The sequence below is a fragment of the Gluconacetobacter azotocaptans genome (assembly GCF_014174355.1).
Lineage (GTDB): Bacteria > Pseudomonadota > Alphaproteobacteria > Acetobacterales > Acetobacteraceae > Gluconacetobacter > Gluconacetobacter azotocaptans.
Window position 1 is genome coordinate 24,271 of the sequence record NZ_JABEQF010000006.1, and the last position, 12,479, is coordinate 36,749.

11 protein-coding genes are annotated in these 12,479 nt (G+C 67.0%); 7 read left to right on the plus strand and 4 right to left on the minus strand.

Going from position 1 to position 12,479, the window contains the following annotated elements; translation table 11 throughout:
* Positions 1-90 precede the first annotated feature (90 nt).
* Positions 91-501: a MerR family transcriptional regulator gene (locus HLH34_RS09525; protein ID WP_183119361.1), complete on the minus strand. Its 411-nt coding sequence runs from the start codon at positions 499-501 to the stop codon at positions 91-93.
* Positions 502-572: 71 nt separating this feature from the next.
* Here HLH34_RS09525 and HLH34_RS09530 point away from each other — a divergent pair, with 71 nt between their 5' ends.
* Positions 573-1,226 (plus strand): cation transporter, encoded by a 654-nt coding sequence (locus HLH34_RS09530; protein ID WP_183119605.1) that lies wholly within the window; start codon positions 573-575, stop codon positions 1,224-1,226.
* 71 nt (positions 1,227-1,297) lie between these two features.
* Here HLH34_RS09530 and HLH34_RS09535 read toward each other — a convergent pair whose 3' ends face one another.
* Positions 1,298-1,678 (minus strand): PRC-barrel domain-containing protein, encoded by a 381-nt coding sequence (locus tag HLH34_RS09535; RefSeq protein WP_183119362.1) that lies wholly within the window; start codon positions 1,676-1,678, stop codon positions 1,298-1,300.
* Between the two features lie 99 nt (positions 1,679-1,777).
* Complete coding sequence (locus HLH34_RS09540; RefSeq protein ID WP_183119363.1) at positions 1,778-2,401, minus strand: FMN-binding negative transcriptional regulator; 624 nt, start codon at positions 2,399-2,401, stop codon at positions 1,778-1,780.
* A gap of 265 nt (positions 2,402-2,666) precedes the next feature.
* On the opposite strand from HLH34_RS09540, the gene HLH34_RS09545 reads away from it, so the two are divergent.
* The 5 genes from HLH34_RS09545 (at position 2,667) to aldA (ending at position 9,481) form a co-directional block, all read left to right on the plus strand.
* On the plus strand, positions 2,667-5,123 hold the full coding sequence (locus HLH34_RS09545; RefSeq protein ID WP_183119364.1) for a membrane-bound PQQ-dependent dehydrogenase, glucose/quinate/shikimate family: 2,457 nt from the start codon (positions 2,667-2,669) through the stop codon (positions 5,121-5,123).
* Between the two features lie 161 nt (positions 5,124-5,284).
* Complete coding sequence (locus tag HLH34_RS09550; protein WP_183119365.1) at positions 5,285-6,175, plus strand: transporter; 891 nt, start codon at positions 5,285-5,287, stop codon at positions 6,173-6,175.
* Positions 6,176-6,297: 122 nt separating this feature from the next.
* Positions 6,298-7,248: a helix-turn-helix domain-containing protein gene (locus HLH34_RS09555; RefSeq protein WP_183119366.1), complete on the plus strand. Its 951-nt coding sequence runs from the start codon at positions 6,298-6,300 to the stop codon at positions 7,246-7,248.
* A gap of 398 nt (positions 7,249-7,646) precedes the next feature.
* Positions 7,647-7,781 carry a hypothetical protein gene (locus HLH34_RS19625; RefSeq protein ID WP_264784297.1) on the plus strand — a complete coding sequence of 45 codons (135 nt, stop codon included), beginning with the start codon at positions 7,647-7,649 and terminating at the stop codon, positions 7,779-7,781.
* Positions 7,782-8,032: 251 nt separating this feature from the next.
* Positions 8,033-9,481: an aldehyde dehydrogenase gene (gene aldA / locus HLH34_RS09565; protein ID WP_183119367.1), complete on the plus strand. Its 1,449-nt coding sequence runs from the start codon at positions 8,033-8,035 to the stop codon at positions 9,479-9,481.
* A 47-nt stretch (positions 9,482-9,528) separates the two neighbouring features.
* Here aldA and HLH34_RS09570 read toward each other — a convergent pair whose 3' ends face one another.
* Positions 9,529-11,016 (minus strand): sugar porter family MFS transporter, encoded by a 1,488-nt coding sequence (locus tag HLH34_RS09570; protein ID WP_183119368.1) that lies wholly within the window; start codon positions 11,014-11,016, stop codon positions 9,529-9,531.
* Between the two features lie 335 nt (positions 11,017-11,351).
* Between HLH34_RS09570 and HLH34_RS09575 the strand changes: the two genes are divergently transcribed.
* Positions 11,352-12,461, plus strand: coding sequence for a major royal jelly family protein (locus HLH34_RS09575; RefSeq protein WP_244959846.1), 1,110 nt, complete (start codon positions 11,352-11,354; stop codon positions 12,459-12,461).
* Positions 12,462-12,479 lie beyond the last annotated feature (18 nt).

Here is a 12,479-nt window from a genome sequence, read left to right on the forward strand (position 1 = left end):
CACCAAAGGGCCACGCCTTCTGGAACCTAAGGCTTCATAAAATAAAGTGAATACAATGGATTGGGACCTTGTGGTGGCCCCGGCCTTCCTTCACCCGGACGGGGCCGGTCCCAGGGCCTCGACGATCCTGCATTCCTCAACCTTGCGGCGTCCGCACTGCCCCAGCAGGGTGCTCAGTTCATGGCGCAGGCATTGCAGGTCGCGGATCTTGCGTTCGATCTCGGCAACATGCTCCTGGACAACAGCATCGATCCGGTCGCAGGGCCGATCCCCGTGCCGGGCCATATCCAGCAGGGCGCGCACCTGTTCAAGCGAAAAACCCAGTTTCCGGGCCCGACGGATAAAGCTCAGCCGGCGCAGGTGCTCCTGGTCATAGACGCGGTAGTTTCCCGAACTGCGGGGTGGTGGGGGCAACAGGCCGGATCGCTCGTAATACCGGATGGTTTCGACTTTGGTGCCGGCCCTGCGCCCCAGTTCGCCGATCGAGAAGGTCTGTCGCATCGGTGTCTTGACCCTGTAGGGACTACAGGGTGGATATGGCGTGCTCTCCACCCCCAGTCGAGAGCGCCGCCATGCCCTGCTGCCATGATTCCCGTTGTCCCGGCACCTCGTCCGCAGCAGCGCGGCAGACCGTTCGGTGGCGACGGGCGCTGTGGACCGCGCTGCTGATCAACGGCGGTTTTTTCCTGACCGAAACCGTAGCGGGTGTCATGGCAGGTTCGGCATCGCTTCAGGCCGACGCGCTGGATTTTTTCGGAGACACGGCCAATTACGCCATCAGTCTGGCCGTAACCGGCATGGCGCTGGCCTGGCGCAGCCGGGCAGCCCTGCTCAAGGGGGCGACGATGCTGGTTTTTGCCCTGTGGGTGCTGGGCGATACGGTCCGGCATGCCTGGATCGGAACATTGCCGCAGGCGGAAACCATGGGGATTGTCGGCGCCGCAGCGCTGGTGGCCAACGGGGCGGTCGCCCTGATGCTGTATTGCTTCCGCAATGGCGACGCGAACATGCGTTCCGTCTGGATCTGCTCCAGAAACGACGCCATCGGGAATCTGGCCGTCCTGCTCGCCGCGCTCGGCGTATTCGGGACCGGAACGGGCTGGCCCGATCTTGTCGTGGCCTGTGTCATGGGTGGACTGGGGCTGCATGGCGGGGGACAGATCGTCCGTCATGCTCTGACAGAGGCCGGCGGCCCGTCGTCGCCTGAAACCGGACGGGCAGCCTGAAGAAACGCCCAACCACGACGCCGCACGCCCGATGGGGCGCGCGACGCGCGGTGCGGCGAACGCGATCGGTCCTACAAATCCGTGGGCCGGCGATAATAATCGTCGATTCCACGGCTGTACATGTCGTCGCTCCAGTTCGGCATCGTGTCTTCGGTGTAGACCGGGGCGGATTGCAGTTGCTCGCGGGTCAGGTCGACCACGTACCCGCCTTGTGCCGGATCGTAGGTCAGGGAACTCCACGGCAGGGGATGATAGCTGTTGCCGATCCCCAGGAAGCCACCGAAGCTCATCACCGCATAGGTGACGTGGCCGGTCAGCTTGTCGACCATGAAATGCTTGACGGTACCAAGCCTTTCGCCGTCACGGGAATAGACGGCAGTTCCCTCGACCTTGTCCGAGGCGATCAGTTCATGCGTCTCGGTCTGGCCGCTGGTCACAGTAGAGTCGGACATGGGTCTCTCTCCTCTTGTCTGGTCCCCTAAGCGTGGGGACGCCATTACGGCGGACAAGGGGGCGGAGAAGATCGCACGAAAACGTCACCGTGCCGGGGGTCAGCGCGGGATCAGGGCGGCGAGGGCCTGGTCGGCGGGGTCGGGGCCGGCAGCCAGGGCGTCGGCCACGCGGGTGCGGTCCTCGGCGGTGCGGTTCTGGCTGAGCTTGCGCTTGCCCTCCAGCCGGGCGATCGGCAGGCGCAGGCCGACGATGCCGCGCAACTGGGCCGCGATGAAGGCGTCCGGCGCGTCGGACACCGCCCAGGGGGCGGGGCGCCCGGCCTCGTGCCGGTCGGTCAGGCGGGTGACGATGTCGCGCAGCCGGTCGGCATCGTCGAAGAATTCGGCCGGGCCGGCGGCCTGCACGGCGGTGTAGTTCCAGGTCGGCACCACCTTGCCGTGTTCGTGCTTGCCCGCGTACCAGCCGGGCGAGACATAGGCGTCCGGCCCCATGAACAGGGCCACCGCCGGGCCGGTCGCGGGCGTGCTCCATTGGGCGTTGGCGCGGGCGACGTGGCCGTACAGCACGCCGTATTCGCCCTCGTCTTCGGCCAGCAGCAGGGGCAGGGGCGTGACCAGCGGCCCCTCGGCGGTGGCGGTGATCAGCGTCGCCAGCCGGGCCGCGCGCATCATGGCGTGCAGGGTGGGCAGGTCGTCGGTGCGAAAGGCGGGGGGTGTGTACATGGGGGCCGGTTCTCGTGGGCGGGGTGCCGTCCCATAGACACCAGTCGGCGGGGAAAAGGAAGGTCGGGGCGCGCTGCCGCCGCCGCGACCTGTCTCACCCATGAGACAGTCGGGCGATCCTGGAACAACCCTGCGTGAGCATATCGCTGATCGGCATGGCGTCCCGTACGGGCGCCATGCTGATCAGGGGCGCCGGCCCGCGGGGACAGTACGCCGATACTGCCGCGCATGTGTGGCCATGAAAACTTCTAGAGAGAAACGCGGCATGCGAGAAGGTATCGGGAGGTTATTGTCTATCATAACCTCGGCGTTGTTTGCCCTGATCGGGCTTTTTCTTTTCTTCGGTGGGGCGCAACTGCTGTTTCTGGGCGGTTCGTGGTTCTATATTCTGGCGGGCGCCGTCATGCTGGGCGTGGCGTTCTGCGGCATCCGGATGCCGAAGCTGGCCAACCGCATCTATGCGGTGTTCCTGCTGGTGGCCACGCTGTGGGCGCTGTTCGAGGTCGGGTTCGACATCTGGGGCCTTGAGGTCCGTCTGATGATGTTGGTCGGCCTGGGCGCGTGGCTGTTGCTACCGTGGGTCTGGCGGGCCGGCGCGGGCTGGCTGGCCGACAAGCGCGAGGTACTGGGCGCGGTCGCGATTTCCGGCCTGGCGCTGGTGGCCAGTTGCTTCGGCAGCTATTCGATCGACGGGACGGTGCCCGCCGAGCGCATGGCGGCGCAGGGACAGCCCGACCCGGCATCCGAAGGTGTGGCCGATGCCGACTGGTCGGCCTATGGCCGCACGGTGGGGGGCGACCGCTATTCGCCGCTGGGCCAGATCACGCCCGCGAACATCGGCACCCTGAAGCGGGCCTGGCTGACGCGCACGGGCGATGTGCAGCAGGATGGCGAAGGCACCGTGGCGGGACCGGACCAGGGGCACGAGTTCAATCTGGAACTGACGCCCATCAAGGTCGGCAACACGCTGTACATGTGCACGCCGCATAGCTGGGTGATGGCGCTGGATGCCGCCACCGGCAAGGTGAAATGGAAGTTCGACCCCCATCCGGCGACGGCCGACCTGGCGAAGAACGTCTATCTGGCCTGCCGTGGCGTGACCTATTACCGCATCCCCGACGAGATCCAGACCAACTGCCGGACGCGCATCTATTCGCCGGTGGCGGATGTGCGCATGGTGGCCCTGGATGCCGAGACGGGCAAACCCTGCGACGATTTCGGCGACCATGGCTTCATTTCCATGCGCCAGTATCTGGGCCACGTGCCGCATGGCTTCCATTTCATCACCTCGCCGCCGATGGTGGCCAGGAACCGCCTGATCACCGGCGGGTGGATCTTCGACAACCAGGCGAATTTCGAGCCCTCCGGCGCCATCCGCGCATTCGATGCGACGACGGGCGAAATCGCCTGGGCGTGGGATGCCGGCCATACGCCCGAGACCTGGAAGCCCGGCCCGGACGACGTGCTGACGCGCGACACGCCCAATGCCTGGGGCGTCTATACGGCCGACCCGGCCCTGGGGATGGTCTATATCCCCACGGGCAATGCGCCGCCCGACAATTGGGGTGGCTCGCGCCGTCCGTTCGACGATGCGACATCGTCGGCGACGATCGCGCTGGATATCGTGACGGGCGAGCGGCGGTGGACGTACCAGACCGTGCATCACGACCTGTGGGACATGGACCTTCCGTCCGGCCCGTCCATGGTGGAACTGCCCGGCCCGAACGGCGAGAGCGTGCCCGCGCTGGTGCAGAGCACGAAGCGTGGCGAATTCTTCGTCCTGGACCGCCGCACCGGGCAGCCGGTGCCGGGCTATCCGGTCGAGGAACGGCCTGTGCCCACGGCGGGCCATGCGCCTGACGACCGTGTGTCGCCCACGCAGCCCTATCCGGTGGCGATGCCCAGCCTGACGCCCCCGAACCTGCGGGAAAGCGACATGTGGGGCGCGACGCTGCTGGACCAGATGATGTGCCGCATCGAGTATCGCCAGTCGGCCTACGAGGGGCAGTTCACGCCGCCGCATGTCGGCAAGACCACGATCGTCTATCCGGCGTTCTACGGTGTGGTGGACTGGCAGGGCATCACGATCGACCCGCAGCGCAAGATCCTGCTGGCCAATGCAAGTTACCTGCCGTTCCGCATCAAGCTGGACAAGCGCCAGACGCTGGAAGGCTCGGGCACGCTGCCGAAATGGAGCGGGCAGGGCGAGGAACCCGCGGCGAAGGGCGATGCGCTTTCGGTGTCGCCGGATTACGGCACGCCGTATATCGCCTTTACCAATCCCTGGCTGAATCCGCTGCAGATTCCCTGCAAGGGGCCGGTCTGGGGCACGCTGACGGCGATCGACCTCGTGACCAAGAAAATCGTCTGGCAGCATCCGGTGGGCACGACGCGCGACACCGGGCCCTTCCGCACGCACAACAACCTGCCCCTGCCGACTGGCATGTATAATATCGGCGGCAACATCGTGACCAAGGGCGGTGTCGTGTTCATGGGCGCCACGGCGGACGATTATCTGCGGGCCTTCGACCTGGCGACGGGCAAGGTGATCTGGAACGACCGCCTGCCGGCGGGCGGACAGGCCACGCCGATGTCCTACGAGATCGGCGGCAAGCAGTACGTGCTGATCGCGGCCGGCGGCCATGGCGGCCTGGGCACGCGCAGCGGCGACTACATCATCGCCTATACGCTGGACGGCGCGCAGGGCGTGCCGGCGCAATAAGACCAACCCTGGCGGGAGAAAATCGGGCGCTGCCCGAACCCGCCAGGGCCTGAGGCCCTGGACCCCGATCATGAGCCGATGGCCTCTGGCGGGTTTCAGTGCCTTGAGGCTTGCCGCCGGAGCGGCATTCACTCCCCCGCGTTTCTCTACGGAATTTCCTTATGTATCGGACGGAAAAATCGGAATGGCGTCGTGCCGTGGTCCGTCTCGGCGTCGCCTCCGTCGCGCTGTTCGGCGCGCGGGCGGCGCGCGCGGCGGATGTCACGCTTGGCATCATCGGTCCGCATGAATATGACCTGCCGGTCGATTTCAAACCCTTCAACGTGCTGGTGCAGTACGGCGACGGCAACGCGGCCGGCAGTTCCTACAACTCCCTGGGGCAGCGGACGGCCGTGGGCGGCAGCCACACCTGGTCGGGCCTGACGAAATATGTCCATTTTCGCAGCTTCGATGCGATTCCGCATGTCGGCTTCGCCTTCGAACTGATCCAGAGCGAAAGCTACACCCTGGCCCATGGCACGAATTACGGCGGGTTCGGCCCGACCATCGTCGGCCCGGCGGCGTGGTTCAAGCCCAACAGCCACAGCACGTTCGGCATCCAGACCTTCATGCAGACGCCTGTGGGGACGCGGGATGCGACGTCGCCCAACTACTGGTCGAATATATCGAGCCTGATTTTCGATTACGAATGGCGGCATTTCAGCTTCGACGGGGATGTCGGCACCGTCGTCGGGTCGACGAAGCACGTCAAGGGCGAACACAGCTATTCGCCCGGCGTGGTGTTCTACAGCAACCTGCGGTTCAGCTGGAAAGCCACGCGCCTGATCGAGCCCTTCTTCGCGCTGGACTGGCAGAACGTGACGGGCACCTACGACCGCACGGCCCGCCGGGACGTGGCGGAGTCGAACAGCCGCGAGGTGGCGCTGGGCACGGGCGTCATGTTCAACATCGCGAAGGATTTTTCCTTCACCGCGCGCTATGCGCACTCGGTCGACGGCCGCAACATTCCGGAAAGCAACGCATATTACATAAAACTCGTCTATCTGTGGTGACGGCGGGCGCGCGCGCCGGAGCGTGACACAAAATGCGTATGACAGCATGTCTTATGCTGTATAAGTGAGCTGCCTCTCCGGACCGGAGAGGGTGTCAACGGATGCGCGGACGGTCGGCGAAGATGAAATCGGCTTGCGGTAAGGACACGGCCCCTCGCCCCCCGGGGCCTGTTCCGGTGGTGCCGGGCGCGGGCGAGGTTGCCAAATCCTGGCAGCGGTGTTCGCGGTCCTATCAGCTTGACCCCGCGCAGGGATGGACGGCCGATGTGCTGTCCGGGGCGGAATTCCGCCATGCCAGCGGCCCGTCGGGGGCCTTCCTGAAAACGGCGATGCCCGAAATGGGGCGGCTGTTCACCCTGGTGCAGGGGCTGGGCCTGATGGTCCTGCTGGCCGACCCGGACGCGATGATCCTGGCGCGCTGCATCGACGAGGCGCATCGCCCGGTCTGCCGGCGGTTGCAGTTGCGCGAAGGGGCGCTGTGGAACGAGCGGGTGGCGGGCACCAACGGCATCGGGACGGCGGTGCAGGATGGCTGCCCGCTGTTTCTGGGCGAGGGCGAGCACTGGCGGTTCTGCTTTTCGCTTCTGGCGAGTTATGCCGTGCCGATTTTCGATGGGCGGGGCCGCGTGGCGGGAGCGATCAATTTGGCGGCGTTTAACGGCGACACGACGCGCCCCGTGGCGTCGCTGGTGCTGGACACGCTGATGCAGGCTGGCCGACGCATCGAGGAGCAGCTGTTCCGCGCCCGTCATGAGGGCCAGCAGGTCCTGACCCTGGGGGTGGCGGCCGGCTGTTCGGCCCCGCTGGTCGCGCTGAACGCCGACGGCGAGGTCACGGGTGCGACCTATGCCGCGCGGGCGCTCACGGGCTGGACCGACGACATGATCCGCACGCATCCGAACCTGCTGACCCGGCTGGAGGCCGGCGACGAGATCAGCTTCCAGCGGGCCGAGGAACATGTCATCCGCGCGGCCCTGAGCCTGGCGCAGGGGAATGCCAGCGTGACGGCGCGCAACCTGGGGATCGGCCGCGCGACGCTGTATCGCAAGATGAAGGCGATGGGAATCCGCTAGGTTCCGGGGCGGGCCGCGGGCGCCCCCGCCTGGCGATGGTCAGTCATCGCCCATCCGCGTGACGAGGTGATCGGGATCGGGCTGGATTGCGCGGAGTTCAAGGGACCGCCGGAACTGTTCCGCGCGGCGTACGCCCTGGCCCGGTCCGGCGAGGACAGCCAGACGTAGGCCCCTCCGCGCAATGTCCAGACCTGCCTGGACGTTCCGGGGTGCGACCGCATCGACCACGGCTACAATCTGCCGGCCCGGCGCTGACCTGCCGCTGCCGCGAGCGCGGGGTGGCCTTTACCGTGTGCGCGCATACCTGCGTGCCGTAGCGGCTGGAACAACGCTGGCCCACGTTGAAGGCGATGAAAGAGGCCGGTCTGTTTCCCGTTTCCTGCGTGAATGATCCACCGATGTTCGGAACGGATATCGGCGCCATCTATGCCACGATGGCCCGTGTTCCGTCGCTTGACGTGCCGGAGGTCGCGGCGATGTCCCTGCGCGCGATTGATGCGGCGTGGCTGTCCGATGAGGAAAAGCCAGGATGAGGAAGGATTTTCAAAGGAGTCGATGCGCTCTCCGGGATGGCGGCATGACGTTTCCGATCCGCGGGAAGCGTCGGGTCTGTCGGCAGGGGCCGACCTGCCCGCGCTGCAACCCACGTATGATCGTGGGTGGACCGCCGGACGCCTGACCCATCTTTCACGGCCCGAGGCCGCAACTTTTCGCCATGCTGTCGTTGACTCTTGCATCGTCCCCATCGCGGGTCCACACCCGTCGGGTCGGAGAGGAGGAAAGCATGGCTTTGCAACAAAACTACGATCTTTTCATCAATGGTCGTTGGACGGCTGCAAGCAGGGGCGAGCGCCTTGCCGTGGAAAACCCCGCAACGGGCGAGACGCTGGCGCAGGTCGCCAACGGCACGGCCGAGGACGTCGACGTTGCCGTCGCGGCCGCGAAGGAGGCGATGCCCCACTGGCGCCGCCGCATCGCGACCGAGCGGGCGGATTATCTGTATCGCCTCGTCGGCCTGATCAAACGCGACGCCGAGCATCTGGCGCGCACGATCACGCAGGAAATGGGCAAGCCGATCCGGGAAGCGCGCGTCGAGGTGGGCTTTGCCGCCGATCTGCTGCGTTTCGCCGCCGAGAATGCGCGGCGTCTGGAAGGCGAGATTCTGCCCGGCGCGCGCCCGGGCGAGAAGATCCTGATCGACCGCAAGCCGGTTGGTGTGGTGGGCGCCATCGCCGCGTGGAATTTCCCGCTGGCGCTGGTGGCGCGCAAGCTGGGCCCGGCGCTGGCGGCGGGCAATACCATCGTCGTCAAGCCGCATGAAATGACGCCGCTGGCCGCGCTGGAACTGGCGAAGCTGGTGGCCGAGGCGGAAATTCCGCCCGGTGTGGTCAATATCGTCACCGGCGATGGTCCGCGCGTCGGCGTGCCGCTGGTGGCGCATCCCGATACCCGCCTGATCACCATGACCGGCAGCACGCCGGCGGGCAGGAAGATCATGGCGGCCGCGGCGGAACATCTGAAAATCGTGCGGCTGGAACTGGGCGGCAAGGCGCCGTTCATCGTGGCGGACGACGCGGATATCGACCGCGCGGTGGAAGCCGCCGTCGTGGCGCGCTTCGGCAATGCCGGACAGGTCTGCACGGCGAACGAGCGCACCTATGTCGATGCGAAGATCTATGACGCCTTCGCCGAAAAGCTGCGCGGCCGCATCCGGAAACTGAAAGTCGGCAACCCGCTGGACGAGGCGACGGACATGGGCCCGAAGGTCTGTGGTCCGGAGCTGGAAAAAGTGGACGGGATGGTCAGGCGGGCGGTCGAACAGGGTGCGAAACTCGAATTCGGCGGCGCGCGCCTGACCGGCGGCCTCTACGACAAGGGGCAGTTCTATGCGCCCACGCTGCTGACCGGTGTGACCGAGGCGATGGACATCACGCAGAACGAGGTTTTCGGCCCGGTTCTGTCGCTGATCAGGGTCGACAGCTACGAGGACGCGATCCGGCAGGCCAACAACTCCCGCTACGGTCTGTCGGCCTATGTGTTCACCAACAGTTTGGAGCGGATCATGAAGATCAACGCCGACCTTGAATTCGGCGAGGTCTATGTGAACCGCGAGGGCGGCGAGGCCGCGCACGGCTTCCATCACGGCTATCGCGACAGCGGTATCGGCGGCGAGGACGGCCAGCATGGCCTGGAAGCCTATGTCGAGACGCAGACCATCTATCTGAACGCCTGAGCGAAGCGGCGGCGCCCCGGGCGTTGCCCGAAGCCCTTTGGCGGGTTTCAGGGCAGCGCCCTGGGGCCTGCCGGCCGGAACATGCCGGCCCGCAACGATTCCTCGATCTCCTCCAGGCTGGTCCCGACCGTTTCCGGCACGTATTTCCAGACGAACAGGAACGCGATGACGTTGATGGCGCCGAACAGCCAGAAGGTTCCGGTGGTGCCCAGGGTCTGAACCAGCGACAGGGTGACAAGCGAGACGATGGTGTCGGACAGCCACACGGTGGCGCTGGCCAGCCCCATTGCCTTGCTGCGGATGACGAGGGGGAAGACTTCTGCCGCGACCAGCCAGACCGCGACCGAAAGAGAGCCGAAATTGAAGAAGATATAGCCCAGCAGCGACACGACCATGAGCACCATGCGGACGCCGCCCAGCGGCGCGGGGTTCAGGAACACGGCGCCGAGCACGAAGAGCGACAGGGCGGCGAAAGGCAGCATGACCAGCATCATCCGCCGCCGCCCGACCTTGTCGATCAGCGCGATGCCCATTGCCGTGGTGATGGTGGACGTCACCCCGACCGAGACCGATGTCAGCAGGGCGGCGGAATGGGCCAGCCCCGTGTGCGACAGGATGATCGGCGCGTAATAGACGATCACGTTGGGGCCTGAAAGCTGCGACAGGGCGGCGATGCCCAGGGCGGCGACCAGGGCCGGGCGCACCCAGCGGCGGCGCAGATCCGCCCACCCCGCCTGTGGCGTTTCGGTATCGCCGACCGTCAGCACGGCGTTCAGTTCGCGGCGAACGTCCCGATGATGGCCCCGCAGCTTGTACAGGATCGAAACCGCCCGCCGTTCCTGCCGGTGATGCAGCAGCCAGCGCGGGCTCTCGGGCAGAAACATCATGCCCAGGGCCAGAAGCAGCGCCGGGATCGCGCCCAGCATGAACATGGGCCGCCAGGCTTCGGGCCGCCCCGACAATACGTAGCCCACGAAGAAGGCCAGCAGCAGCCCGAGGGAAAAGACCAGCTGGAACAGCGACACCAGGCCGCCGCGCCGTTCGGCGGGCGCAAGTTCGGCGACATAGACCGGGACGATCTGCGTGGTGGCGCCGATGGCCATGCCAAGCCACAGCCGGGCGAAGATCAGGACGCCGACGGTCGGCGCCAGGCCGCAGCCGATCGACGCCACGATGAAAATGACGGCCGCGACCATGATGGCGGGGCGTCGCCCCCACCGGTCCGATACCGGCCCGCTGGAAACGGCGCCGAATATCGCCCCGATGTTCAACGCGGCCGCGACCCATTCCTGCCCCGATGTGGAAAGCGAGAAGCTCTGCGTGACGAAAATCAGCGCGGAGGCGATGATGCCGGTATCGTACCCGAACAGCAGGCCGCCCACGGCCGCCACGGCGGCGGCGATCGAGACATAGCGCCGCGCGGATGCGGTGCGGTCACCCAGTCGCTCGATGGCCGGCATGACCGAAAAGGCGCGCCTGTGCGTTTCGCTTGCGTGCAGGTCGTGCGCGATGTCCGTCGTGCCTGAGCTTGCCATTGCTGGGTCCCTTCGCGGTCGGGTGCCGCCGTCGTTCGCGTCGGCCGGGAATGTCCTGACGCGTGCGTTTCATCACGCGGGCATCAGGCGTTTTGCCGTGTCGTTGCGGCCATTGCATAGCTATGCATGAAAGTTATCTGTATGTCTGATGGTGCCGGAGGACGCAAAGTCAAAGCGGCGGGCGGGCGCGGCCGCGTTCGATCACTTGTGCGTCAATCCCGTGTGGCGGGGGGTACGCACACACAGGGAATGAGAGGTGGGATGCGATGGTTTCCGGGGTTCTGACGGGGCGGGGCGGCGGGTGGACACGCGCGGCAGGCGCACGCTGTGTACTGATGGGGGCGCTTCTGGCGGCGGCACCGTGTGGCGCACGCGCGGCGGACAGCGTGGATCATGGCGCCGTGCCCTCGGGAAACGTGGCCGTCGCGGCGCGCTTTTCGGACATGCAGCCGTCGGGCATCGTCGTGCTGCCCGACGGCAGCGTGATCCTCGGCTTTCCCCGCAGCGCGCAGGATCATGCGGGGCCGAGGCTGGCGCGGCTGACGACGTCCCCTGACGGCCCGCCCGGGCTGGTTGCCTATCCCGACGCCGCGACGCAGGGCCGGCTGGTCTCGCCCCTGGGCATGACGCTGGACACGCGCGGACGGATCTGGATCGTCGACGAGGGCACCGTGGCCGGCGCCACCGGCCCGGCGACGCCGGCGCTGGTGATGGTCGACCCCGCGCCGGGTGGCGAGGGGGTCAGGGTCCTGCCGCTGCGGGCGCCGGCGATCCGCCCGGACAGCCACGCCAACGACCTGCGGATCGACCTGACGCACGGCGACGCGGGCCTGGCCTTCATCACCGATACGTCCCTGGCCGACCATCCGGCGATCATCGTCGTCGATCTGGCCAGCGAAAAGGCATGGCGGGTGCTGGATGGCGACGCCTCCACCCGCCCGACGCCGGGCTTCGCGATGGAGGTCGACGGGCAGATGCACCGCTTCGACCTGGCCCACCCCGCCATGGGGCAGGGGGGCGCCGACGGAATCGCGATCAGCCCCGACAGCGCGACGCTGTATTGGCAGCCCCTGTCGGGGCGCAGGCTGTACAGCGCGCCGACCGCCGTGCTGGGCGACCCCCAGGCCACCCCGGCGGCACTGGCGCGCGCCGTGCGGGACGAGGGCGAGACTGGGGTGGTGGACGGCATGGCGACCGCGCCGGACGGCAGCCTCTACCTGACCGATCTGGAACGCCACGCCATCCTGCGTCGCGCGACCGACGGCACGCTGTCGGTGGTGGCGCACGATCCGCGCCTGATCTCGCCCGACGGGCTGGCGCTGCGGGGCGACACATTGTGGCTGACGGTCGGGCAGTGGTCGCGCCTGCCGGTCTTCCATGGCGGCCACGACCGGCAGGAACGCCCATGGCTGGTCGCGCGTATCCGGATGTCCGGCACGCCCTGAGGCCGGCTGCCCGAACCC

Bases quoted from the DNA above. Each gene is read 5' to 3' on its own strand.
- HLH34_RS09525 (WP_183119361.1), bottom strand. From the start codon at position 501: ATGCGACAGACCTTCTCGATCGGCGAACTGGGGCGCAGGGCCGGCACC.
- HLH34_RS09530 (WP_183119605.1), top strand. From the start codon at position 573: ATGCCCTGCTGCCATGATTCCCGTTGTCCCGGCACCTCGTCCGCAGCA.
- HLH34_RS09535 (WP_183119362.1), bottom strand. From the start codon at position 1,678: ATGTCCGACTCTACTGTGACCAGCGGCCAGACCGAGACGCATGAACTG.
- HLH34_RS09540 (WP_183119363.1), bottom strand. From the start codon at position 2,401: ATGTACACACCCCCCGCCTTTCGCACCGACGACCTGCCCACCCTGCAC.
- HLH34_RS09545 (WP_183119364.1), top strand. From the start codon at position 2,667: ATGCGAGAAGGTATCGGGAGGTTATTGTCTATCATAACCTCGGCGTTG.
- HLH34_RS09550 (WP_183119365.1), top strand. From the start codon at position 5,285: ATGTATCGGACGGAAAAATCGGAATGGCGTCGTGCCGTGGTCCGTCTC.
- HLH34_RS09555 (WP_183119366.1), top strand. From the start codon at position 6,298: ATGAAATCGGCTTGCGGTAAGGACACGGCCCCTCGCCCCCCGGGGCCT.
- HLH34_RS19625 (WP_264784297.1), top strand. From the start codon at position 7,647: ATGTTCGGAACGGATATCGGCGCCATCTATGCCACGATGGCCCGTGTT.
- aldA (WP_183119367.1), top strand. From the start codon at position 8,033: ATGGCTTTGCAACAAAACTACGATCTTTTCATCAATGGTCGTTGGACG.
- HLH34_RS09570 (WP_183119368.1), bottom strand. From the start codon at position 11,016: ATGGCAAGCTCAGGCACGACGGACATCGCGCACGACCTGCACGCAAGC.
- HLH34_RS09575 (WP_244959846.1), top strand. From the start codon at position 11,352: ATGGGGGCGCTTCTGGCGGCGGCACCGTGTGGCGCACGCGCGGCGGAC.